Here is a 24017-nt window from a genome sequence, read left to right as displayed (position 1 = left end):
CATCTCTTTTTCCTCGGCAGACCACTGCATGTAAAGCCACTCTATAAAAGCATGGACGCCGGATTTTCAAGAAAACCCTTTAATGACTTCAAAAACTGTGCGGCTATCGCACCGTCAATGGCCCGATGATCAGCCGACAGAGAAACGCGCATCACCGTAGCCGGGACAATACTGTCACCACGCACAACAGGTTTTTTAACGCCCGCCGCCACCGCCAGAATTGCCGCCTGTGGCAGATTAATAATGGCGTCAAACTGGTCGACGCCGAACATGCCAAGGTTCGAAATACTAAATGTACCCCCCTGAAATTCATCTACGCCTAATGTCCCCGCCTGTGCACGATGCGCCAGATCACTGGATGCGGCGGCGATTTGCGGCAACCCCTTGGCACCGACATTCCTGATAACGGGTGTTATCAATCCGCCTTTCACTGCGACAGCCATAGAAATATCGACCTGATCGAACTGTCGAATACAATCCTCTGCATATTGCACATTGACTTCGGGCACTTGCTCTAACGCACCGGCACAGGCTTTAATCACAAAATCATTGACGGATATTTTGTGACCCAGCGTGCCATTCATATACGCGCGCTGTTGCAACAGGCTGTCAATCTCGACATCCACACTCACACGATAATGTGGGATCGTCTGTTTGGATTCAGTCAAGCGAGCGGCAATCGTCTTGCGCATACCGCTCAGTTTCTGCTCTCGATAGTACGCTACACCGGTCTCCGCCACCGCGGCCTTCTCAACATCCTCTTTACTGACTCGCCCACGCTTACCCGTAGCCGTCACATCGTTCAAGTTGATGTTCAGAGATCGCGCCAGTCGTCTCGCTACCGGCGTAGAGGCAATATGCGAGTCATCCTCTGTGGATCGCTGTGATTCAGATGTAGGCTTTGCTCCACTAGATCTAGGAGCTGCCACGATCTCTATTCCGCCCGCCTGTTCGACATCACGCTTTGAAACGCGGCCGTTGCGACCGGTCGCCGGTACATTATTGAGGTTGATATTGTGCGCTCTGGCAATGCGTCGCGCGACAGCAGAAGCATTCACACCAGCATCATCTGGCCCTTGTGACAGAGCGCCAGCAGCTACCGGCGTGGCAGTAGCTACTGGAATAGCACGAGCAACTGGCTGTGCCTGCGATGCAGGTGTAGCAGGCGCGCCGGCATCCGAAGACTGCGCTAAAGAGGAACCGGATGCATCGGGCACAAACCCGACTACAAAACTATCAATCTGTGCGTCAGTAGCGTCACCGGTGGCCACAACACCCATCAGCATGCCGACCTTTAACGTCTGCCCAACTTCACCGATGATCCTGACCAAAGTGCCTGCGACCTGACATTCTGCTGCATTGACGATTTTGGAGGTTTCGATATCAACCAGCTCATCACCGACCGCGAGCTTGTCTCCAACTGATACGCGCCACTCTGTTATTTCACCCTCCTCCATCGACATTCCCCACTTAGGCACGGTGAGGGCGTGCAGTGTACTCATCGCGTATACCCCAGAACAGCACGCACTGCCGCTTCAATATCGCTCTCCTGCGGCATCCAAGCATCTTCCAATGCCGGCGCAAACGGAATGGGCGAATGCGCGGCAGTGACTTTCATGATTGGCGCTCGCAGCGAACCAAAGGCTTTTTCGGCAATAATACTGGAGATGTCCGCTGCGACGCCGCAGCGCGGTGTCATCTCGTCCACAATCACCAACCGTCCAGTGACTTCAACGCTTTCGATAATGGATTCTTCATCGAGCGGAGACGTCGTGCGTGGGTCAATCACGTCGCAGCTGATGCCCTCGGCTGCTAATCGATCAGCGACCGCAAGCGCTTTATTGACCGTATTGGAGATGCCAACTATGGTGACGTCTGTCCCTTCCCTAAGGAAGTTCGCTTCACCAAAGGGAATGGTGTACATCTCATCAGGCACTTCACAGCTGGTTTCATAGAGAAACTTATCTTCCACAAAGATAACGCAATCATTGTCACGAATCGCGGTAATCAGCAAACCTTTAGCATCATAGGCATTCGTTGGGCATACCACTTTTAAACCCGGCACCATGGTGACCATCTGTGTCAGATTCTGAGAGTGTTGTGCACCGCCACGCAAACCTGCGCCCGCCATGGTGCGCACCACCATCGGACACTGCGCTTTGCCACCGAACATATAACGGAATTTTGCTGCCTGATTATAGATCTGGTCGAAACACACACCGAGAAAATCCATAAACATTAATTCAGCGATGGGACGTAATCCCGTCTGCGCAGCACCAGCCGCTGCACCCATGATGGCAGACTCGGTAATCGGCGTATCGATCACTCGGCTCTCACCAAACTCGGGAAAAAGGCCTTTCGTTACACCCATGACACCACCGTAGGCATCACGCTCACCGTCACAGCCCGCTCCACCGGCAACGTCTTCACCAATCACAATAACCGTACTGTCTTGGCGCATTTCCTGCGCCATGGCCTCATTGATCGCCTGTCTATACGTCTTTATTGGCATTACTTGTTCACTCCAGATTCTGTCGGCGTTAGCGCGCTGTTCTTAGGGCTGGTCTCAATACGCAGAGCTATAGACATCAGTCAATAGCTCTGACACATCAGGGCTAGGCGCAGCCAAAGCCGCTGTGGCGGCTTCATCAATGTAGGCAGCCACTTCCTTATCGATAGCCTTTAACTCTGCCTTGGTTGCCAACTTTTTCTTGATGGCGATGTCGCTAGCGATTTTCAGACAGTCAAGATCCTTCATTAGACGTTTCACCTCGCCCTTGCCGCGATACTGCTGAGCATCGCCTTCGAAATGGCCGCGAAAACGCGTAATGCTCGCCTCGATTGCGATTGGGCCCTTACCACTGCGACAGTGATCCACTGCCTTTTTGCACGTTTTATAGGTTTCAAAAATGTCTGCGCCGTCGACTTTCAAAGCGGGCATACCAAAAGCTGCCGCGCGACTGGCGATATCCTTAGAGCCAACCGCATAGCCGGCCGCAGTGCCTTCCCCATAGCCATTATTCTCAAACATAAAGATGGCAGGAACCTGCAACACTACCGCCAGGTTCATCGCCTCAAAAGTGGTGCCTTGATTAGAGCCTCCGTCCCCAGTAAATGACACGCCGACACTACCCGTTCCAAGTGTTTTCGCTGACAAAGCCGCGCCGACAATCAGCGGAGGACCACCCCCCACAATCGCATTGGCACCTAACATACCCTTCTCAACTGCAGCGATGTGCATCGAGCCGCCTTTACCCGCGCAACTGCCACCCTGCTTGGCCATAATCTCTTTCATCATGTCGCCAACATCACCGCCCTTTGCAATGCAGTGGCCATGGCCGCGATGAGTGCTCACAATGTAATCTTCATCCGATAAATTCATGCACATGCCGGTCGCGATCGCTTCCTGCCCCGCATACAGGTGAAGGAAGCCTGGGATATTACCTTTACCGAATTCATCACTGACGCGATATTCAAAATCACGAATCGTACGCATGGTGCGATAGGCTTGTAGAAACTGTTTTTTATCCAATGACATTGATCACTCCCGATACTTGCTGTGCGTATTGATCTGTCTTCATCGTTAAATTCTCTTCAAGGTATTATCATTTGTTATTATCACTTCAGTGTAAGACCCTGCATCCAGTTAGCATGAAACCCGTTAGGCACACGTCCTGGAATATGTATCTTAGCGACAGGACCACGCTCAAAATCGTCGGCGCTAAGAATAGAAAGGAATGCACCCTCGCCCGGGTTGTGAACAAAAGACATCACCCAGCCGTCTTCTTCACGCTCACTATCGGGGTTAGGCACATAGACCGGTTCGCTTGCATTTGCTTCGGAGCCAAACTCGTATAGCTCGACTTCTCCAGTCTCAAAATCGTAGCGTCCGCTACAATTATAACCGTGCGCATCACCCCACTCTCGATTAGAGGACGCCGCAAAGCCGTAGCGGTATTCCTTGCCCATCTTGCGCTCGTCCACGCGAGAGAACTCGCAAAAAATATCTGAGAACTCCTCATCGACCACCTTTTTGGTTTTCAGATCTAATGTCATGCGATGCATTCTGCGCGGCTGTTTTTCTGCTCCGCTTGCCTGTGCCTGCGCAAAAGGAATAGAGCGGATCCAGATGTAATCAATGATCAGCTTGCCACCTTTCTCAAACCCGTTACAAAAGTGCCAGCTAAAAAACGGGTCCGTTTCAAATACCATTTGCTTACCGTTACCGTCGCGGGGGATAACGATGATCTTGGTTCCCAGTTCGGGCTCCCACATAAAGGGATCTTCGCCCTTCATGGCTTTTTCTAAGCTATGAAACGCCGGCGCATAGAAAATAATCACGTAGTTGTCTGTAATCTGCAGATCATGAATGATGCCCTTGCGCTCAAACTGGACGGGAATCATTTTGAGGTGCTTGCCGCCGGCATCAAAAATCTGGACGGAGTAATTGGGACTATCCCAACGCTGGGTACATGTCACAAGCTGACCGGTATCGGGACACACCTTCGGGTGCGCCGTCAGCGCATCGCCGGGCTTCAGCGCCCCACCATAATCATACAAGCCCACCGTAGACAGATCGTTATTGAGCAAATGCGGGAACCCGCCTTCCCACATTGCGAAAAGTTTATCCCCATGATAAATCACGTTGGTATTAGCCGTATTCCTTACGGGGCTCGGCTCGCCCCCGGCTTCTATTACCTCCTCTGGCACTTCGAGGAGCTTACCGACACTGCCATAAATCGTGCGATTAAACTGTCGTTCTGTTTTCAGGTGGCTTGTTTCAACCCAGCGGTTTTTATACTGAACCTGACCATCCTTGAAATACACAGCATGCACCATGCCATCGCCATCCAACGGATAGACATAATAGTTTGGCTGAAACGCCACATTGGCGCCGTCACGCATAAAAGCACCCGACAGATTGGCGGGCACTTCGCCCTCAACCGTCAGCTGGTCTTCGCCGAAATCACGTTCTTCATCGACGGGCGCATAATTGCCCTGTAAATATTGATATGCAGTCAAATCCATCAGCTCACCTCGAGTGTCGTATCAGCTAGTCGTTATTAGGGTAGTAAGGTAGTCCTTCATAGATAGTAGCAGCTCAAATCCTTTAAAAACAGTCTCGTCTGTTTCTTTTATCGCTTACTGACGCTACAGTATCTTCCTGCCGATCTAAGAGGAACAAACGATGAATCCAATTGAAGATGAACTGGCGCTGAGAAACCTCATGGGGCGCTATACCGATGCCGTAAATCGCAGGGATGCTGACGCCTGGATCGCCACCTGGGCAGAGGATGGGGTCTGGAATCTGCTCGGCACACCGGTGAGCGGGCGCGACAATATCCTCGCCCTGTGGCTACAGATGATGGGCGGCTTTGAGTTTGCCCTGATGCTGCCTAGTTCAGGCGTGTTTGAAATAAACGGCGACAGCGCCAGCGGTCATTGGTACCTGCATGAATACACCCGTGACCATGAAGGCAATGCCAGCACAATGGTGAGCCGTTATCTGGACACCTATGTCAAACAAGACGGCCAATGGTTGTTTCAGTTACGCCACTACAGCTTCATTTATAACGGGCCTTCAGACATGAGTGGCACTTACACCCCCCCATCAGGCTGAGCCCATCATCCATCATCGGATACTGACTATTGCCACGATCTGGATATGTGCAGCCCAGCGGGCTGTTTTTAATGTCGGGACAGATGCAGTATGTACAACACTGTCAGCACTATTAACGTCGGAACGCCCGGCCCAGGTAAAGATATGAGCGGGAGCCGCAAACGCTGGCAAAAAATTGCGATAGTAGCAGGATCTTTTACCCTGATATTTGCGCTTCTGATGCTCAGTCCATACAAAACAACCCTTCTCAACGGCCTGATGCTCGAGGCGAATGCTCATATCAATGATTTATTGAAATCTCAAGATTCATTCCTAGCATCCATGCCTGACGCCATTAACGGGGTAACGTCGACTGATTTCGTTCCAATATTAGTGTCACATTCAGAGGATAGCGACCCCCTCGATGCTTGGTTCGAGAGAAGCCAAACAGAAGCCCTACTTGTGCAGAAGAACGGTCAAATCGTCTATGAACGTTACGCACAGGATGCTGATCGTGGCAGGAGTATTAATGGCATGTCTATGGCAAAAAATATTATTGCGCTCATGATTGGCATCGCGATCGATGAAGGTAAAATTCAATCAGAAAACGATTCGGTTTCGCACTATCTTCCAGAGATCGTTATCACGAATAATGAAGGGTTAACTATTCGAGATTTGCTGAGACACACGTCGGGCATACAATCTGCGTCAGAGGACCTTAGTGCCACGTTAAAAGGTAAAGGCCTTGTAACGCCGCTGGCTGAAATTTCATTTAACGGGGATCGCGCATTCCGTTATGACAATATTAACTACCACCTTTTAACTCTTATATTGACTCGAATTTACAACCAACCACTGAACCGCCTGATCGAAGAAAAATTGTGGCTTCCTTTAGGCTTAGAAGATGCGGCCATTATCAACAGCACTGGCTATTGTTGCTTATTCGCCACCGCACGATCTTGGTTGGGTATCGGTAATTTATATCTGAACGAAAGCAACGACGTTATCTCTCGACGCTGGATAGACAAAATGCTTACTGACACACTGGTGCCGAATCGTTTTTTTGTTCAAGCGACAGGCAAGTCTGAAGGGAATTCCTACGGCTATCATATTTATAGCGGGCTTCCGCTATCACCCAAGATTTTTTGGATTGAAGGCATGGGGTTGCAGCTGATCATGATTAATCGAAAGACCGAAACTATCATTGTCAGGCTTGGCGGTATTCCCTCGAAATTCAACATCACCTCCAATCGCAACGAGGCAACGCTTATAGAGCCCTTGCTGAAGGTTTTAGCTCAATAAATTGACATCAACATCTTTTTTGCAATGACAGACGGGCACGCTCACACCTATCGATTTGGCCTACACGCTACTCCTCGGGAATCCGAATCAACAGTTTGCCTGTATTGGAGCCATCGAATAATTTAAGAAATGTGGGCAACACATTATCCAGCCCGTCGACAATCTCTTCGCGTGACGTAATCTCTCCAGCCATTAGCCACTCAACCAATTGTCCAATGCCCTCTTCAAAACGATCCAGATAATCCAGCAATGTGAATCCCTGCATAGTGACGCTCTCGGCGACCAGTTGCCATAAATTGGTAGGGCCCGGTGCATTGGGGACGTTGTAGGTTGAGATCCAACCACAAACAGCTACCCGTGCGAATTTATTGAGGCAGTTCAAGGCAGCATCCATAATGTCGCCGCCGACATTATCGAAGTAGACATCGACACCCTCAGGGCAGGCTTTTCGAATGGCCGCCTCATAATCGCCACAGGTCTTGTAATTGATCACCTCATCGAAGCCTAGATCTTCCTTGATCCAACGGCACTTGTCATCACTGCCGGCCATACCCACCACCCGACACCCCTTCATCTTAGCTATCTGCCCCACAACGGAGCCCACAGCACCCGCCGCCGCACTGACCAAAACGGTCTCGCCAGCTTTTGGCCGGCCGACCTCCAACAAGCCAAAATAGGCAGTAAGGCCTGTCGGGCCTAAAACACCCATAAAGGTGCTTAAAGGAATCCCTAGACCCTCATCCAACTTATTAAGGGTCACAGCTTGAGCGGTCGTATACTGCTCCCATCCACCCAGACTCATTGCAACATCGCCCACTGCATAATCAGGACTATTAGTTTTGACCACGCGGCCGATAACGGAACTGCGCACGGCGTCGCCTAAAGTGATCGGTTCTATATAATTGGGATCATCGCCCATCCAACCGCGAATGGCTGGGTCTAGTGATATATAGAGATTTCGCAGCACCACCTCGCCAACCGCTGGCTCGACTACTGGAACGTCCCGCGCGGGCACGTTACTAGCATCGGGCTGACCCACGGGGCGTGACGCCAAATAATACTGCCGGTTTATCAGTTCTTTCATAGCTGCAAATTATCCTTTTAATAGACCCTATACGTTAGTCGTTCCCAAAAAATCAGTCAACCCTGATTGTTTTAGTGTATCCACTCTGCTACTGTTTCGACAGCGCAGCTTACCATCTCAATACCTCGTTTACTGCTCAGGATTGATCATGACGATACTCATTGCCGGTACCATTCATCTTCCAGCACTAGAACGCGCGAAGGCCCTCACAGAAACGGCAAGTCTAGTAGAGGAAACACGCTCACAAAAGGGTTGTCGGCATTACGTTTGGTCTGCAGACCCGACCTCCGACACGCGAGTCTACGTCTACGAAAACTGGGCTTCGGTAGAGGATCTAGCGGCACATTTGGCAGGCCCCTACTACCAGAACATGCTCGCCAGCCTGGGCAAGTACGGCGTGAGTGACACCGAGGTGTCAAAATTTAAAGTGGCATTAGAAGAGCCCGTATACGATCCGGAGGGAAAGCCCCGCGCAGATTTTTTTACTGAATAAACACGGGGTTTCACTAAGTAGGCAACGACTATAGGATTGCAATTAGATGGCGACTAAAACAGTAAAAACATATTGTCGATTCTGTCATGCCTACTGTCCGATGGAGGCAACAGTCGAAAATAACCGGCTGATAGCCCTAGTGCCAGACACCAGCAATGAAATGTATGGCGGCTACACCTGTATCAAGGGCCGGCAAATGATAGACCAGATTGACCACCCTACTCGCCTGCAACAATCACAAAAAAAGCAGCCCGATGGGTCGTTTAACGCCATTGGTACCGAGCTGGCGATGGATGAGATAGCCACGCAACTGCAGACCATACTGGACACCTACGGCCCACGCAGTATCGCCAGCTACAACGGCACCTACTCTTACCAGAATTCAGCGGCCCACGACGTGGCCAGAGCATTTCACGCGGCCATTGATTCCCCCTCTTACTACACGAGTGTCACCATTGACCAACCCGCCAAGGTGGCAATCGGACCGACTCGTATGGGCTGGTGGAACGGTGGCAGCCACATGTGGAATGATTCTGATGTTGCCATGATCATCGGCAACAACACTTTGGTATCACACTTTTCCATACCCGGCGGCATTCCTGCTTTTAGCCCTCATAACGCCCTGCGCGATGGCAAGAAGCGCGGCATAAAGGTCATTTGTATCGACCCACGCGTGACAGAGGTGGCGAGTCGCGCCGACCTGCATCTGCAGGTACGTCCGGGTCAAGACGCCGCAATCTTAGCCGCAATTATTGCCGTGATCCTTGCAGAGGAACTGCACGACAAAGCGTTCTGTCTAGACAATGTTGAAGGGCTGGAACAACTCACAGCACAGACCCAACGCTTCACACCCGAAGCTGTGTCTGCTGCGGCCGGCATTCCGGCGAATCAGATCATTGAAGCCGCCAGAATGTTTGCTGCCGGTCCTCGCGGCACTGCCGTTACCGGCACCGGGCCAGAGATGGGGCCTCATCCCAATCTATTGCAACACCTCGTGCAATCTCTAAACGCGATCTGCGGACGGCACTATCGTGAAGGCGAACGCCTGCCTAATCCCGGCGTCCTCACACCCATCGGCCCTCGCAGTGCCGAAGCCACAGGGCCACAGCCACAGTGGCTCACAGACGGCGTAAAGAGCCGTGTGTCTGAAGATATTTGTGAAACAGTGGTCCTTTCACCCTATGGTCCACTCAAGGAAATGCCCACCGCTGTGATCAGTGACGAGATGCTTCTGGAGGGCGAGGGACAGATCAAGGCACTGATCTGCGTCGGTGGAAACCCCCTGCTAGCCTGGCCTGACCAGGAGAAGACGCATGCGGCGCTGTCAGGTCTGGAGCTGCTAGTCTGCATTGATATAAAAATGGCGGCGACAGCGCAAATGGCTGATTATGTGTTAGCCCCAAAAATGTGTCTGGAGCGTGAGGATGTCACCCTGCTCACCGATATATGGCACGACAAACCTTACAGCCAATACACCCAAACCGTCGTCGAGGCCGAAGGCGATAAAATAGAAGAGTGGGAGTTTTTCTGGGCCATGGGCAAGCGTATGGGGCTAAACATGAGCATGGCCAACGGACCGATAAACATGCAAGAAAAACCCAAAAAATTCGATTTGCTGGCAAATATCACCCAAGGTTCACGCGTACCCTTACAAGAGATTTACAACACCGAAGGCGGCAAAATCTTCGATGTGCCGGACGTCATTCTTGACGCGCCCGATCCGACAACGCGCGGGCGCTTGCAGCTGTTCCCGCCGGGGCTGGAACAGGAACTGGAGGCTTCCCATAACGATATGAAATCTTCGGGCACGAAAGACTATCCCCTGCTATTGATCAGTCGCCGTATGAAAAACACCTACAACTCTACCGGGCCAGAACTGAGCCTGCTGAAGAGCAAGGGCACCACCAACCCCGCTTTCATGCACCCCCAGGAACTGGCAGCACTTCAAGTCGCCGACGGAGACATTGTGGAAGTGCACTCACGCCACGGTGCCATCCCCGCTGTCGTGACGGCCAGTGATGATATCAGGCCCGGCGTTATCTCGATGTCGCACTGCTGGGGCGGCTCTCCCGATCCCACTGCGAATGCTGATCAGAGGGTTCGAGAAATCGGCAGTAACACCAACCGCCTGATCGACAACTTAGAAAATGCGGAGAGGTATTCCGGCATGTGTCGGCAGAGCAGTATCCCTGTAGCCATTAGAAAACTATCTTGAGCTTTTTGGAGTACGAGACATGAGCGAGCACAAGCCCTTTCGGTTTTCACTGCAAAGCTTTAACACAGATTCACCCGCCAACTGGCGCAACCTGATCGCAAAAACAGAAGACCTCGGCTATTCCACTTTTTTCCTGGCCGATCATTTCCTCAGTGCAGGGCCCGCTCTAGACAGCACCTACCACCCCCCACAAATGCTGGCTGCAGTGCCTGCGATCGCAATGGCACTGGAACAAACGAGCACACTGCGCGTAGGTTGCCGTGTTTTTTGCAACGATTATCGTCACCCAATCATCCTGGCCAAAGAGGCCGCCACTATGGACTACCTGTCTGAAGGGCGACTGGAGTTCGGTCTCGGCGCAGGCTGGATCAAAAACGAATACGAGGCCGTTAATCTGCCGTTTGATGAATTCCCGCAGCGCTTTGAGCGCTTCGCCGAATTCGTGCACGCCTATAAAGCGTTCATGTCCGGTGAACCGCTGGATGTCGCCGGCGACTTTATCAAATGGTCCGGTTTTTCTGGCACACCGACACCGGCACAAACCCCCTACCCACCGTTAATGATCGGAGGTGGCAGCAAAAAAATTCTAAGCTTTGCCGGACAGGAAGCGGATATTATCAGTCTGAACTTTAATAACCGTGCAGGAATGCTTGGCCCCGATGGAATGGCATCAGGACTCGCCGCTGCCACGGCAAAAAAAATCGACTGGATAAAAAGTGGCGCCGGAGCGCGTTTTAAAGACATAGAGCTAGAGATCGGTGCCTACAGCACTATCATTACCGATCAACAAAAACCTACCGCAGCCGCCATCGGCGATTCTTTGGGAATGTCGGGTGACGATATCCTCAGTCATCCGCACTGCCTCATTGGTAGTGTCGACTTCATTTGCGAAGAACTGCAACGCCGCCGAGAAACCTACGGTATTTCCTACATTGCAGTCCTCGATGACGGAACAAATAACATGGCAGAAACGTTCGCGCCGGTTGTTGCGCGACTCGCTGGCAAGTAAACTGCAACAAAATTTTTAGGAGCAACGATACCCAATGCTAAAATTGATAGACCAATCCCTTCTGCGATCGCAATTATACATTGACGGCAAGTGGGTAAGCGCTGACGATGGCGCTACCGTTAGTGTGTTTAATCCTGCCACTAAAGATGAAGTTATCGCTGCCGCAGACGCTGGTGCTGCTGAAACTCGCAGAGCCATTGATGCTGCTGAGACTGCTTTTGCCAGTTGGCGTCAAGTCGTTGCCAAAGAGCGTTCAGCTATTCTTAAACGCTGGTTCTCTCTCATCATGGAGAATCAGGAAGACCTCGCTCAATTAATGACTGCTGAACAGGGCAAGCCACTGGCTGAGTCGCGAGGCGAGGTGGCTTATGGTGCTTCTTTCATTGAATGGTTCGCTGAAGAGGGACGTCGAATTTATGGCGACACCATCAGTGCTAACAATCCCAACCAGCGCATTGTCACGCTAAAACAACCAGTAGGGGTTGTCGCTGCGATTACGCCATGGAATTTTCCTATTGCAATGATCACCAGGAAGGTCGGGCCTGCACTCGCCGCCGGGTGCACTGTGGTATTGAAACCCGCGATGGAAACACCTTTGTGCGCGCTAGCGTTGGCTGAGTTAGGTCAGCGAGCCGGAATACCCGCCGGCGTGTTTAACATCGTCACCGGCAATAACGCCAGCGCGATTGGTACAGAAATGACCAGCAGTAAAATCGTGAGGAAGCTAACTTTCACGGGCTCTACTGCAACCGGCAAACTATTGATGGAACAGTGTGCTGGCACAGTCAAAAAGACCTCAATGGAACTTGGCGGGAATGCGCCGTTTATCGTGTTTGATGATGCGGACCTCGACGCAGCGGTCATCGGTGCCATGGCGTCCAAGTATCGCAATGCAGGTCAAACATGTGTCTGCGCCAACCGTATTCTAGTGCAGGAATCGGTGTTCGATGCTTTTACGGAAAAGCTGATTACGGCCGTCAAGGGACTGAAAATGGGTAACGGCGTGCAGGAAGGTGTAACGATTGGTCCACTGATCAACAACGCAGCCTTTGACAAGGTCAGCGCTATCGTGAACGACGCCACGGCAAAAGGTGCGAAGGTACTCATCGGTGGCAAGGGCAGTGAGGCGCCAGGGGACAATTTTTATGAGCCCACTGTACTGGTAGATGTGGACGATACGATGGATGTCTACAACGAAGAAATCTTCGGCCCGATAGCCCCGCTGTTCAAGTTCAAGACGGAAGAAGACGCTATCCGCATCGGCAATGACACGCCTCTTGGACTCTCTGCCTATTTTTATTCGCGCGACATAGGCCGCATTTGGCGCGTCGCGGAAGGACTAGACTACGGTATTGTCGGTATCAATGAAGGCGTTATTTCTACCGAGGTTGCCCCATTCGGCGGTATGAAGGAGTCAGGTATCGGCCGCGAAGGTTCCAAATACGGCATTGATGATTATCTGGAAATTAAATATCTGTGTATGGGCGGGGTCGGCAGCTAAGACCGATGCTGCCAAAACAGATGATCAGCGCGGCACGGCGATATCGTCTATAATTGCTGAGTGCGCCGCCCTAATTTTGTCAGACACGCTTTTTAATCATTCACTCGAGGCCAGAAAATCCATGTCCAGCAAAAAGGAAATCGCGGCAAAGGACAGAGTCGCGGGGCAACCCAGTGAAGACATAAGCTGGCAGGCGCAAAAGAGCGCCATGACCCGGGAACGTATACTGACAGCTTCTATTAATTGCTTTGTAGAACTGGGCTACACCAATGTCACCACCGCTAAGGTCGCAAGCTTAGCCAAGGTTTCTCGCGGCGCGATGTTGCACCACTTCCCGTCGAAAACAGAACTCATTGGCGCCGCAGTCGAGTATCTGCATGACAAGCTGTTAGAGGATTACTCGTATCGCGTAGCCAGCATACCCTCCTCACTAAAGGGGAAAAAACGTCGCCGCGCAGGTATTGACGCTTATTGGGATCACCTCACCGGCGACTTGTTTGTGGTTTACCACGAATTGTGTGTCGCTAGCCGGACGGATCCGGAGCTAAAGTTCATCCTAGAAAGTTCACAACTGGCATTTGAAAAACATGTACTTGATTCCAATGCCACGTTGTTTTCCGAGTGGAACGACCGCGGAGATCGCTTCCTGCTGGCGATGGATGTCGCCAAGTGCATGATGGAAGGCATGGCCGCTGGACAGCTAATGACCAACCGGGAGGAGCGCGTGAAGCAACTTCTTAACTACCTCGCCGACCGCCTAGAGGAAATTTTTGAAGAAGGAGAAGGCTCTGCTATCGGGCGGCACTCCACCAACAAGTAGATTCCCTCAACCCTCTTAGCGCAAGACCTTTGCGCTAAGATTATGCCGCGCGAGCAGCCGCTAAATCGGTAAATTTTTGCAGATACCAGGCCTCATCGCCGTAAAGCTTGGCTAAAACCATCAGCCGTTTGTAGTGATGACCTATACTGACTTCATCCGTCATGCCAATACCACCGTGCAACTGCACCGCCTCCTGCGCCACAAACCTTCCCGCTTCGGATACTTTTACTTTCAAGGCCGCACACGCGCTAGCCGAATCAAGGCTGTTCTGGTCCAGCTGAATCGCCGCATTTAGCAACAGTGACCGAGTCTCCTCTACTTTCATATACATATCAGCCATGCGGTGTTGTAACACCTGAAATTTACTGATGGGCTGACCAAACTGCTGACGCGTCTTGGTATATTCGACGGTAGCATCCAGCAGCGCCTGCATTGCACCCAGTGCCTCCCCGCCCAACGCCACGATAGTTGTGTCGATGACTTTCAACATCAGGGCATGGCCCTTGCCGGCTTCACCCAGCACACGATCGGCACCGAGCACTACACTGTCAAGAGCAACATGTGCACCATGGCTTCCGTCTACAGCGAAAAAGTTGTCACGGCTAACGCCCGAAGACTCCACATCAATAAGAAAAAGAGTAATGCCTGTAACGTCGCCAAAGGACCCACTAGTGCGGGCGGATACGATAAGGTGATTGGCGCAATGAGCGTTTAACACCGCGAATTTGCAGCCGTTTAACACATAGCCGTCACCCTGAGGCAGAGCCGTCGTGTGCACTTGCGCTAGATCGTAGCCACTGCTGCGTTCGGCGAAGGCAAAGGCCCACTGCGCACTACCGTCAATAATGGCGGGGATATACTGTTGTCGTTGCTGCTGACTACCACCGCGGTGTAAAAAACCACCGCAGGTCACCACCGTAGTCAGAAACGGTTCGCGCACCAAACCCTTCCCCAACGCTTCCGCAATGACCATCATATCGGTTGCCCCACCCGCAAAGCCGCCCAGTTCTTCGCTGAACGGGACAGACAACCAACCCAATTGCGCAAACTGCTGCCATGCGGCGTCATCAAAACCTAACGCTGTCATAGTGACAGCGCGATGCCGCGCGACACTGCAATGCTGACGAACGTACTTGTCGACGCTATCGCGCAGTAATATCTGTTCTTCGCTGAGGGAAAAATCCACGATGAGACCTGTCTTTAGTAATAAGTGGAATGTCTAGGGTTAGACACCGATGCTGCCGCAATTATGCCATGCTAACAAAGCGACCTAGCCAAAACAATCAGTCCCTACTGTTTTATTCTTATTCAATTTGACCTAGACTCGTTCCCAGAGAATCCTCCCCTCGCACCACTAACCCTGCAGGAATACGCATGCCAACATTGAACCTGAGCGCTAATGAAGTCCTGACCACCACGCGAGCCGTGCGCAAGCGGCTAGACTTTAATCGGCCGGTTGAAATGTCTGTATTGCGTGAGTGCCTCGATATCGCGCTGCAGGCGCCTTCGGGTTCCAACTCACAGGGATGGCACTTCGTCATCGTAACGGATGCTGCCAAGAAAGCCGCCATTGCCGAACTCTACCTGAAAGCCTTCGACGACTATGAAGCAGGGCCTGCCCAGCCAACAAAACAACATCTGGATGACCCATCGATGGCCCCGACCCAGGAGCGGGTACTCAGTTCTGCGCGGTATCTTGCCGACAACATGGCTCATGTCCCTGCCATGTTGATTCCCTGTTGCGCAGGACGTACAGATACCCCGGGCCTGCCACAGGGTGTCCTTGCCAGCATCTACGGCTCTATCCTTCCAGCAGTATGGAGCTTCATGCTCGCTGCAAGAGAGCGCGGCATTGGTACATGCTGGACCACCTTGCATCTTGGTTACGAACAGGAGGTAGCCCACCTTCTAGATATTCCCGACGACTTCACTCAAGTCGCCCTCATCCCCATTGCCTACACCCAAGGTACCGAGTTCAAAACAGCACCACGCAAGGATCTGGACAACGTTTTACATACCAATTGCTGGTAGCTCATCACCTCAGGAGTCGACAATAATGGATCTAGGCATCAAAGGCCGCAAAGCACTTGTCAATGGCGGTAGTGCCGGGTTGGGTAAAGGCAGCGCACAAGCTCTAGCTGCCGAAGGCGTAGACCTGTATATTTCTGCACGCCAAGAAGACAGACTACAAGCCACTGCTGAACAGATTAGACGTGAGACTGGCGCGTCAGTGACAATTATCGTCGCTGATCATTCCAGCAATGAAGGCAGAGAAAAAATCCTGTCTATCTGTCCCGACCCTGACATCCTTGTAGGCACGTGTTCTCCGGCACCTTTCACACCGGATTTTCGCAAGGTAACCACAGCCGATTGGGAGGAACACCTGTCCGTCGGCCTGATCAGTCCCATCGAATTTATACGTGCTACAGTCGATGGCATGTGTGACCGCGGCTTTGGCCGCATTGTAAATATTTCCACCGGAGCCTCTAAATTCCCTTCAGAGTTAAGAACACTGTCGGGGCCGCCGCGTGCTGCCTTGTCTAACTATACGGTTGCTATTTCCAAAGCCGTTGCTAAATACAATGTCACTATTAATAACTTGCTGCCAGGGATGCACCACACTGCGACGTCTCAGGAGCGTTTTGGGGAAATCGCTAGGGAACAAGACAAGACATATGAAGAGGTTGTAAAGGACTGGATCGATGAATGGAAAATCCCTGCCGAGAGATTTGGCAACATTGAGGAGTTTGGCGCTATCTGCGCGATGCTCTGCGGCAATCAAGCTAGCTATATTGTCGGGCAGAATATTGTGATCGATGGCGGCATTACTAACTCCACCTTCTAAGGGTGACCACACTTAAAGAATGAACGTTGAAAGAGGGGCATCAACATGGCAACCACCGCTACTCCAATTGAATATTCAGCCGGAAACATACTGTGCAAAGGCGTTTACTTCACACCTGCGCAGGTCAATGGATCATTACCCGTAATCTTGGTTGCTCCTGCATGGGACGGACTGAACCAAGAGGTGCGAGATAAGGCCGCAAAGCTTGCAGACGCCGGCTATATCGCCTTCGCTATTGATTTACTGGGCGAGGGAAAGACGATGACCGACATGGCCGACCTAATGCCAACTCTCACGCCTTTTTTTGAAAATCGCGGCATGCTTTTGGAACGAATGCTGGCTGCAGTTACTGCGGCCAGCAAAATTCCGGGCGCTGATCTATCCCGTGTCGGTGCAATCGGGTATTGTTTTGGCGGCACAGCGGTCCTTGATCTGGCACGAGCCGGCGGCGACCCTATCAAGGGGGTGGTGTCTTTTCACGGCGGACTAGAAGGCAATATGCTCGATAATCCAACAACACTCAGCACAAAAGTTCTCGTGCTCCATGGGGAAGATGATCCTCTTGTGCCTCCAGAGCAGGTCGCGGCCTTCAAGGCTGAGATGACAGAAAAGCAGGTGGACTGGCAGCTGCACGCATATGGCCACACGATGCATGCCTTTACGCGTCCGCAAGCCAATGACCCAGCGTTTGGTGCTGTCTACAATCGATCTGCTGACGACCGCTCTTGGCAGGCTATGCTGAATTTTTTTGAAGAAGTCTTATAGCCAGTGGTTGCAAATAGAAAGCCTATTCCAACTGAAGCAGATATTACACGACTCACGGGGCATAACTTTCCGGGCGGTTTTTACACTGTCGCGCACTGGGAGAACTTTTTACTGACCGAATGTACCGGCGCAGCATTATTACCAGACGGCTTAGTGCACCCGGTCGCTCTGTTCCATATGCCTATCGTTGGCGCCGGAACATCAATCGCAGAAATGTTTGCCCTTGGACAGGCAGAGTCAGATCTGTCTATCATGATTGAAAGTTACGACTGGGAAATATTTGTGGCCCTGCGCGAAGAGACCCGCTTTGCAATCAACGGCAGTATCATAAGTGCTAACCGTTGCAGAAATGAGCAAGGTGACCTCTACGATCGCATCCAGTTCTGCTTTGAGCTCCATACGCCAGATGACAGCCTAGCGGCGCGCGTCACCATGACCTGGCACTATACAAGGAACATGCTGTGAAGTTGGCAGTAGGCGACAGCATACCCGAGTGGGAAATGGCCAGCGTGAGCCCGGAGCGCATGCGCACCATGGCTGCCATATTGCGCGACCCCAACCCTCTACACTGGGACCGCGATGCGGTGGATGCTCTGCCCCTTGGACTGGGAAAGCGAACAATAAATCAGGGACCTTTAGGCCTTTCCTACATCATCAATATGCTACAGGCGTGGGGCGGGCCAGATTGCCTGCGCCGGATTGTCGTGCGCTTTCCACAGGTGGTCCTTGATGGCGAGCGAGTCGTCGCACGAGGCGAAATCAGTGTACTGCGCGAGGAGCAAGGTGTTTGGCTGGCGGACTGCAGCACTCGCCTGGAGCACGACGACAGGGGCGTACTGCTGGAAGGTACTGCTACCATTGTACTGCCTGAAAACGCTATATTAATTGACTGACTGCGCTCCGCCGGCGGATCAATGACTATAGCCGTCATTATCAACGGCCTTGAGTCGGGCTAAACGGACTAACATCCATTCAACAACTGATCTAAGCTAGACCATTCTAACGAGAGGCACACCCCATGACACTGTGCAGCGCAGGACGCCTGTTAACTATCCTAACGATGATTTTCGTTCCCTCGCTTGCACACAGTGAATCAGCCTCTCCCGCTGCACAGACGCTGATTAAAGAACTGTATCTTACCGAGTCCACCAATCCGATCGCCGAGCACGCTGGCTGGAACCCTAAGCGGGTAGTGGTCATGCTTATCCCGGCTTTAGTGTCCACCTCAGATAATTTTGAGACAGAATTACAAAAAGCAGCAGGCGATGTGGAACTGGTTTTTGACCGCTCAGGCAGTTTTGTGCCTGCGCCGGAGTTACTCATTGACACCGATGGCGTGATCGGTTTCTGTACCCCTTCTATGCTTAAAAATGCTGATGCGCGCTTGCTCTGGGTACATAACTACAGCGTGGGCATGGAATACTGCAAAGGGGCAAGCGATACACAACTTGAGGACATCGTATTTACTAACAACAAGCGTTTGTCCGGACCCGCTATCGCAGAGCATACTATTGCAATGCTAATGGCCCTGACGCATAACCTCCCCGCTTACCAACGGGCGCAGGGTGAAGGAAAATGGCAGCGTGAGCTTTCCGCTGGTGTCACCTTTGGCGAACTGAAAGGCAAGACCCTACTGGTCGTCGGGCTTGGTGGCATCGGCACTGAGATTGCATGGCGCGCACACGGTCTAGGTATGCGTGTGATCGCGATACGCAGATCATCTCATGAGGGGCCAGATTATGTGGACTATGTCGGCTTAACAGATGAACTGCATAGCATGGCGGCAACAGCTGATGTGATTGCCAACGCCCTTCCTCTAACACCTGAAACGACTGGCGTTTTCGATAAGGCGTTCTTTGATGCAGTAAAACCCGGCGCGATCTTTCTGTCGGTCGGACGAGGTAAGAATACAATAACTGGCGACCTTATCGCCGCATTAGAGTCCGGCAAACTGTTTGGTGCAGGACTGGATGTGACCGACCCTGAACCCCTGCCCGCAGGCAACCCACTTTGGCATTTACCGAATGTCATTATCACGCCACATGTGTCTGCCACTGGCGCCGATGCAAACCGGCGACAAACCGTTATCGCCGTTGAGAATCTGCGACGCTATGTTGCGGGAGAACGCATGCTCAACGTTGTTGATATGTCCAGAGGGTATTGATGACAAAAAATCTCTACAGACAGCAGTTGCAATGATTCGAACATCGAAAGACAGCAGGCGTCTGCAGAGCTACCACGTCGTTGCAGCGAGAGGCAGCACTTCACCCTAGAATTTTTCACCCGCAATATAATCATCTATCAATTCGTGCAGGCGCGATACGCGACTCTCCTGCCCAGACAGATAAGAGCCACGGTAACCCTGTGAACGCATACCCATCTGCTGCGCAGGAAAAATTGCCATATCCTGATCAATTGTGAGCCCCATAGACTGCGTGCCCGCCTCGAATACCTCATGTTCCACCGTCGCATCCCGCTCTACCAGGCCCGCTGTGGTGCGAACCGGCTCAGTAGCTGCAGCCGGAGCAGGGGCATACCACCAGTTATCAAAAATGCATCGCTCAGGGTCTGTCGGATGGGGGCGCGCGCGCAGGAAATGAAAACCGTCTACCCACAGCGACACGGCAAAGTTTGGAAAAAGCGTGTAGTGGTAGGCATCCGTCAGCTGACTGTCATTCAAATGATTAAAATAATCATATCCCCTATTGGGGCCATGCTGGCGCCGTGCTTTCTGCAATGCCTCGCGCGTGTCTTCACCTCGTCCGGCAAAATCAGCCGGGTCCAGTTCCCACTCACGCAAGATCCCTGCCAGTGGCTCACCGATGACCCCTGTTTTGTCAATAGCGGGCCCCCCATATCCACCCAGCATGATCATGCGGGCATGACCTTCATCAGCCATATCAAAGCGGGTTGTTGTGTAGCTAGTGTCCACGCCAGAATGAATACGCAATTTCTCAACGTCTGCTCCCGTGGGCCGATGTACAGTATTAACATGATATGACTCATTAAAATTGTCCATCACGACCTTCCAGTTCACTGGAGCAATTGTGGTTTTGGCGACGTACCGCTTCCATTTCTCGATACCATAGACGGCCCAGTCATCCCATACGGGACCTAAATATTCTTGTAAGCTCACACAGTCAGAATCCATATTGATCCAGATGAAGCCGGCAAACGCTTCACAACGAACCTCTTCAAGCAATAACTTTCCACAGGGGTTCCCCTCGGGAAAGTCATTTGGATCCTGAACAAAGTCGAGCGTGCCATCAGTGTTCCAGGCCCAGCTATGGTAGGGGCAAACAAAACGTCTTACGTGCCCCTTTTCTTCGCTGACAAGGCGCTGCCCTCTGTGCTGGCAGACATTATAGAACGCCTTAATGCTTCCTCCTGCCTGGCGTACCATGAGGATAGACTCTCGACCCACCTCCTCCTGCTGCCAGTCGCCGGGGTTAGGCATTTCATCTTCGCGGCCCAGTAACAACCACACCTTGGTCCAAATATTTTCCCATTCCTGCTCAGCAAACTCGCGGGACGTGTAGCGATAACCCTCTAACCTGTGTCCGCGCAGATTCTGCTGTGGCCAATCTGGGAGATCACGGGGAAAATCTTGTGCGCTTTTATTCTGTTTCATATTCAAATCTCGTGTACCCATATTTTACTCAAAACCAATATATTCTCTGACATCACGTCCGACAAATTTTAATGCTAAGCTGTGCCTTCCATTGTTCTACCACGAGCAGACCACAGCCATGCCCACTAATAATAGCCGCGATCGAATCGAGCTACAGGACATCATGCTTAGCTATGCCGCTAGTATCGATGAGCGCGACAGGGAACGCTATGCGGCCTGCTTCTGCGACAATGTTGAGGTGGTTGGGTTTGGCACACAGACCTTTCACGGTCGCGATGCCTGGGTGAATTACGTATGGCGGGCGCTGGAAAGCTACAGCGCTACTCAACACTTGCTCGGCCCACAATTCGCGACCATTAGTGGTGACGAAGCGCACACCCGATCCGATGTTCAGGCTTTGCATTTTTTGCTTGATAACAACGCACGCTTTACGCTGTGGGCCACGTATAAAACCACCATGCGCCGCAACAGTGATCGCTGGCAAATCAGTCGACATGAGTTGGTGGTTCGTGGTACCCGCACAGACTAACATTCCTTTTATTTCCCTTTAAACACAGGCTTACGGCCCTCTTCGTAGGCCTTGATTGCCTCCGCATGATCCTCACTCGGCCGAGTTAGCAGCATGTGTGACGAGATCATATCGAGGTGCGTATTAAGATCCATCGCCAGACTCTGCCGCACGGCTCGCTTCACAAGCTTCATCGCCAGTGGTGCTCGCTCGGCTATGCCGTGTGCAAACTCCAGACAGCGCTGCATAAACTCGTGGTCTTCAAATACTTGATTCACCATACCGATGTCCAGAGCTTCCTCAGCGCTAATGGGCTCAGCCGACCAGAACAGTTCCAGCGCTTTGGCTTCGCCAACAATGCGTGGCAGAAAATAGGTCCCGCCATTTCCTGGGACTAAGCCAAAGGCGGTATAGCTAACGCGAAAATTGGCACTGCGTGCCGCGAAGCGAATATCACACTGCAAGCTCACATCTACGCCTGCTCCTGAGGCTAAGCCGTTTACAGCTGCGATCACCGGCTTGTCAATTTCCGCCAGTTTTTTAGGTATGCGATGCAGGCGCTCCCAAAATTGCTCTTTAATTTCTAAGGGTGACGGTAAAGTATGCGCACCGAGCTTAGTCGTATCACCGCCGCGACAAAATGCGTCTCCGGCCCCGGTGACTATAATCACCGCCACATCATTGTTGATGCGGCACTCTTCCAGTGCATCGACCCAAGGCGACAACATCGCTTCATTAATCGCATTGTTTACCTCAGGACGATTGAGCGTGATGATGGCGACCCTGTTATCAAAGTCCAGCGTGACGGGCGAGGTCATTTCGTTTCTCCAGCTTCAGGGTGAATATATTTGTCCAGCGTCTGATGGAAATGACGAATACGCACCTCTTGATAACGGGCTAGCTCAATATGACCAGATTGCAGCGACCGCAGACCCTTGTGGACAAATGGCAAATTACTAAAGTCTTGGTCGAATACGGCTGCAAGACCTGCCTCAATGCCCGGAGTATCTCCCAAGGTTTGGTCAGCAGGCACAAACTGCTCAGTCGCATCTCTCGGTCGTGCCTGCGACTCGGGATAGCGCATCATTAGCATAATTTCCATTGTGCACATATCAGGGCTGTCGTTGTAAGGCAGAAAGCGGTAAGTGACATTCGGGCGAAATCCGGCCCAAGGTGCAAAATTCGGAAACACCGAGTAGAGAATCGCATCCAGCACTTCACTGTGTGTCACAAACGATGAAAGGTCCTGATCATACATCTTGGAAAAACGTCGGATGTTCATGTCGCCCAGAAACTCTCTCGCAGACTTGCCCGCAGGTAGCTCTGGTAAGCCCTCTTCCGTGTCTACCCCGTAGACGGTTAACCATTGATGTACCGCCTGTTCCTCGGTGGTGCCTCGGACGTGAGGACTGACCACACCCATAGGCGTAATAGTGCGGCTGACATAGTCGTTGAAACAGTCATATTGTGAGTTCGAATCTCCCGTGTAGGGCAGTAACTGAGGGTGCGTGGCGGCAGTGTGATAAGACTCAATAAAAGCCTCGTTTGCGATTTTCCAGTTACAACGCAATACTTTCTTGATATGCAGCGCCTTGTACGTTTTCTCTGGAGCCCACCGCTCGAAGTGATCCACCATAATACCGAGGTACTCGTGAAGCGGCGGCGCCGTCCCGTCGATATTGACAAAGACCCAGCCGCCCCATGTATCTACTCGCAGGGCGGGCAAGTCAAAGTTGCTGCGATCAATATGGGGAAAATCCCATTCACACGGGGCCCCCTGAAAACTGCCATCCAGGCTCCAGCGAAATCCGTGAAAAGGGCAGGTAATATCACGACTTTTGCCAAGCCCCGCACTAGACCCAGACTTTAACTGTCGCCCGCGATGCAGGCATGCATTGGGGTAAGCATGAATATCACCGCGCTCGGTGCGGACAACCGCAATCGAATAGCCAGCAACATCGTGAACATAAAAATCGCCCGCACTGCTGATCTCTGTCTCACGGCACAGTGACTGCCACACTTTCGGCCACAGTTGACGCTTTTCCTGTTCGTGATACTCACGCGACAGATAGCGGTCTACTGATAACGGCTCGGAGCCTAGGTAGGTCTCTGTACTTTCTCGCAGTGATTGCGGTACCGGACGAGACTCTTGATCCAGCAAATCCTGATAGGAAAGCCCAGAAAATCGCGATATATTTTTTACTCGTTTCTTCAACACAACCTCTATGTTATTAATACTCGCTCT

23 protein-coding genes are annotated in these 24017 nt (G+C 51.9%); 14 read left to right on the top strand and 9 right to left on the bottom strand.

The window, feature by feature from the left end:
- Positions 1 to 41 precede the first annotated feature (41 nt).
- The 4 genes from ABXT62_RS06500 to ABXT62_RS06485 form a co-directional block, all read right to left on the bottom strand.
- Positions 42 to 1502: a 2-oxo acid dehydrogenase subunit E2 gene (locus ABXT62_RS06500; protein ID WP_415357790.1), complete on the bottom strand. Its 1461-nt coding sequence runs from the start codon at positions 1500 to 1502 to the stop codon at positions 42 to 44.
- The gene (locus ABXT62_RS06495) at positions 1499 to 2512 is read right to left on the bottom strand and encodes an alpha-ketoacid dehydrogenase subunit beta (protein ID WP_415357789.1); all 1014 of its coding nucleotides are present in this window, start codon (positions 2510 to 2512) and stop codon (positions 1499 to 1501) included. Before ABXT62_RS06495 ends, ABXT62_RS06500 begins: the two co-directional genes overlap by 4 nt.
- A gap of 54 nt (positions 2513 to 2566) precedes the next feature.
- Positions 2567 to 3538 carry a thiamine pyrophosphate-dependent dehydrogenase E1 component subunit alpha gene (locus ABXT62_RS06490; RefSeq protein ID WP_415357788.1) on the bottom strand — a complete coding sequence of 324 codons (972 nt, stop codon included), beginning with the start codon at positions 3536 to 3538 and terminating at the stop codon, positions 2567 to 2569.
- Between the two features lie 80 nt (positions 3539 to 3618).
- Positions 3619 to 5028, bottom strand: a complete 1410-nt coding sequence (locus ABXT62_RS06485) for a carotenoid oxygenase family protein (protein WP_415357787.1) — start codon at positions 5026 to 5028, stop codon at positions 3619 to 3621.
- Between the two features lie 160 nt (positions 5029 to 5188).
- On the opposite strand from ABXT62_RS06485, the gene ABXT62_RS06480 reads away from it, so the two are divergent.
- Together ABXT62_RS06480 and ABXT62_RS06475 are read left to right on the top strand one after the other, a co-directional pair.
- Positions 5189 to 5620, top strand: a complete 432-nt coding sequence (locus tag ABXT62_RS06480; protein WP_415357786.1) for a YybH family protein — start codon at positions 5189 to 5191, stop codon at positions 5618 to 5620.
- 90 nt (positions 5621 to 5710) lie between these two features.
- Positions 5711 to 6901: a serine hydrolase domain-containing protein gene (locus ABXT62_RS06475; RefSeq protein ID WP_415357785.1), complete on the top strand. Its 1191-nt coding sequence runs from the start codon at positions 5711 to 5713 to the stop codon at positions 6899 to 6901.
- A gap of 67 nt (positions 6902 to 6968) precedes the next feature.
- On the opposite strand, the gene ABXT62_RS06470 is transcribed toward ABXT62_RS06475, so the two are convergent.
- On the bottom strand, positions 6969 to 7985 hold the full coding sequence (locus ABXT62_RS06470; protein WP_415357784.1) for an NADP-dependent oxidoreductase: 1017 nt from the start codon (positions 7983 to 7985) through the stop codon (positions 6969 to 6971).
- Between the two features lie 148 nt (positions 7986 to 8133).
- On the opposite strand from ABXT62_RS06470, the gene ABXT62_RS06465 reads away from it, so the two are divergent.
- The 5 genes from ABXT62_RS06465 (at position 8134) to ABXT62_RS06445 (ending at position 14023) form a co-directional block, all read left to right on the top strand.
- On the top strand, positions 8134 to 8478 hold the full coding sequence (locus tag ABXT62_RS06465; protein ID WP_415357783.1) for a putative quinol monooxygenase: 345 nt from the start codon (positions 8134 to 8136) through the stop codon (positions 8476 to 8478).
- A 46-nt stretch (positions 8479 to 8524) separates the two neighbouring features.
- On the top strand, positions 8525 to 10693 hold the full coding sequence (locus ABXT62_RS06460) for a molybdopterin-containing oxidoreductase family protein (protein ID WP_415357782.1): 2169 nt from the start codon (positions 8525 to 8527) through the stop codon (positions 10691 to 10693).
- A gap of 19 nt (positions 10694 to 10712) precedes the next feature.
- A complete protein-coding gene (locus tag ABXT62_RS06455; RefSeq protein WP_415357781.1) occupies positions 10713 to 11702 on the top strand; it encodes a TIGR03621 family F420-dependent LLM class oxidoreductase in 990 nt (329 codons plus the stop codon).
- Positions 11703 to 11736: 34 nt separating this feature from the next.
- Positions 11737 to 13203, top strand: coding sequence for an NAD-dependent succinate-semialdehyde dehydrogenase (locus ABXT62_RS06450; protein WP_415357780.1), 1467 nt, complete (start codon positions 11737 to 11739; stop codon positions 13201 to 13203).
- A 121-nt stretch (positions 13204 to 13324) separates the two neighbouring features.
- Positions 13325 to 14023 carry a TetR/AcrR family transcriptional regulator gene (locus tag ABXT62_RS06445; RefSeq protein WP_415357779.1) on the top strand — a complete coding sequence of 233 codons (699 nt, stop codon included), beginning with the start codon at positions 13325 to 13327 and terminating at the stop codon, positions 14021 to 14023.
- Positions 14024 to 14063: 40 nt separating this feature from the next.
- Here ABXT62_RS06445 and ABXT62_RS06440 read toward each other — a convergent pair whose 3' ends face one another.
- Positions 14064 to 15209: an acyl-CoA dehydrogenase family protein gene (locus ABXT62_RS06440; protein ID WP_415357778.1), complete on the bottom strand. Its 1146-nt coding sequence runs from the start codon at positions 15207 to 15209 to the stop codon at positions 14064 to 14066.
- A 188-nt stretch (positions 15210 to 15397) separates the two neighbouring features.
- Here ABXT62_RS06440 and ABXT62_RS06435 point away from each other — a divergent pair, with 188 nt between their 5' ends.
- From ABXT62_RS06435 to ABXT62_RS06410, 6 genes are all read left to right on the top strand, one after another.
- On the top strand, positions 15398 to 16054 hold the full coding sequence (locus tag ABXT62_RS06435; RefSeq protein WP_415357777.1) for a nitroreductase family protein: 657 nt from the start codon (positions 15398 to 15400) through the stop codon (positions 16052 to 16054).
- Between the two features lie 25 nt (positions 16055 to 16079).
- A complete protein-coding gene (locus ABXT62_RS06430) occupies positions 16080 to 16868 on the top strand; it encodes an SDR family oxidoreductase (protein WP_415357776.1) in 789 nt (262 codons plus the stop codon).
- 45 nt (positions 16869 to 16913) lie between these two features.
- Positions 16914 to 17633, top strand: coding sequence for a dienelactone hydrolase family protein (locus tag ABXT62_RS06425; protein WP_415357775.1), 720 nt, complete (start codon positions 16914 to 16916; stop codon positions 17631 to 17633).
- 3 nt (positions 17634 to 17636) lie between these two features.
- Positions 17637 to 18098, top strand: a complete 462-nt coding sequence (locus ABXT62_RS06420) for a hypothetical protein (RefSeq protein ID WP_415357774.1) — start codon at positions 17637 to 17639, stop codon at positions 18096 to 18098.
- Positions 18095 to 18526: a MaoC family dehydratase gene (locus ABXT62_RS06415; protein WP_415357773.1), complete on the top strand. Its 432-nt coding sequence runs from the start codon at positions 18095 to 18097 to the stop codon at positions 18524 to 18526. The genes ABXT62_RS06420 and ABXT62_RS06415 overlap by 4 nt, the downstream gene beginning before the upstream one ends.
- 125 nt (positions 18527 to 18651) lie before the next feature.
- Entirely contained in the window at positions 18652 to 19797 is a 1146-nt protein-coding gene (locus tag ABXT62_RS06410; RefSeq protein ID WP_415357772.1) for a D-2-hydroxyacid dehydrogenase, read from the top strand.
- Between the two features lie 105 nt (positions 19798 to 19902).
- Here ABXT62_RS06410 and ABXT62_RS06405 read toward each other — a convergent pair whose 3' ends face one another.
- On the bottom strand, positions 19903 to 21264 hold the full coding sequence (locus tag ABXT62_RS06405; RefSeq protein ID WP_415357771.1) for an aromatic ring-hydroxylating oxygenase subunit alpha: 1362 nt from the start codon (positions 21262 to 21264) through the stop codon (positions 19903 to 19905).
- Between the two features lie 118 nt (positions 21265 to 21382).
- On the opposite strand from ABXT62_RS06405, the gene ABXT62_RS06400 reads away from it, so the two are divergent.
- The gene (locus tag ABXT62_RS06400; RefSeq protein ID WP_415357770.1) at positions 21383 to 21793 is read left to right on the top strand and encodes a nuclear transport factor 2 family protein; all 411 of its coding nucleotides are present in this window, start codon (positions 21383 to 21385) and stop codon (positions 21791 to 21793) included.
- An 8-nt stretch (positions 21794 to 21801) separates the two neighbouring features.
- Here ABXT62_RS06400 and ABXT62_RS06395 read toward each other — a convergent pair whose 3' ends face one another.
- Positions 21802 to 22590, bottom strand: coding sequence for an enoyl-CoA hydratase/isomerase family protein (locus ABXT62_RS06395; protein ID WP_415357769.1), 789 nt, complete (start codon positions 22588 to 22590; stop codon positions 21802 to 21804).
- Entirely contained in the window at positions 22587 to 23987 is a 1401-nt protein-coding gene (locus ABXT62_RS06390) for an aromatic ring-hydroxylating oxygenase subunit alpha (RefSeq protein WP_415357768.1), read from the bottom strand. The genes ABXT62_RS06395 and ABXT62_RS06390 overlap by 4 nt, the downstream gene beginning before the upstream one ends.
- Positions 23988 to 24017 lie beyond the last annotated feature (30 nt).

Source organism: Halioglobus sp. Uisw_031, from assembly GCF_047729875.1.
Classification (GTDB): domain Bacteria; phylum Pseudomonadota; class Gammaproteobacteria; order Pseudomonadales; family Halieaceae; genus Marimicrobium.
The sequence above is the reverse complement of the archived record's forward strand: the minus strand, read 5'-3'. Positions and strand labels throughout refer to the sequence as shown.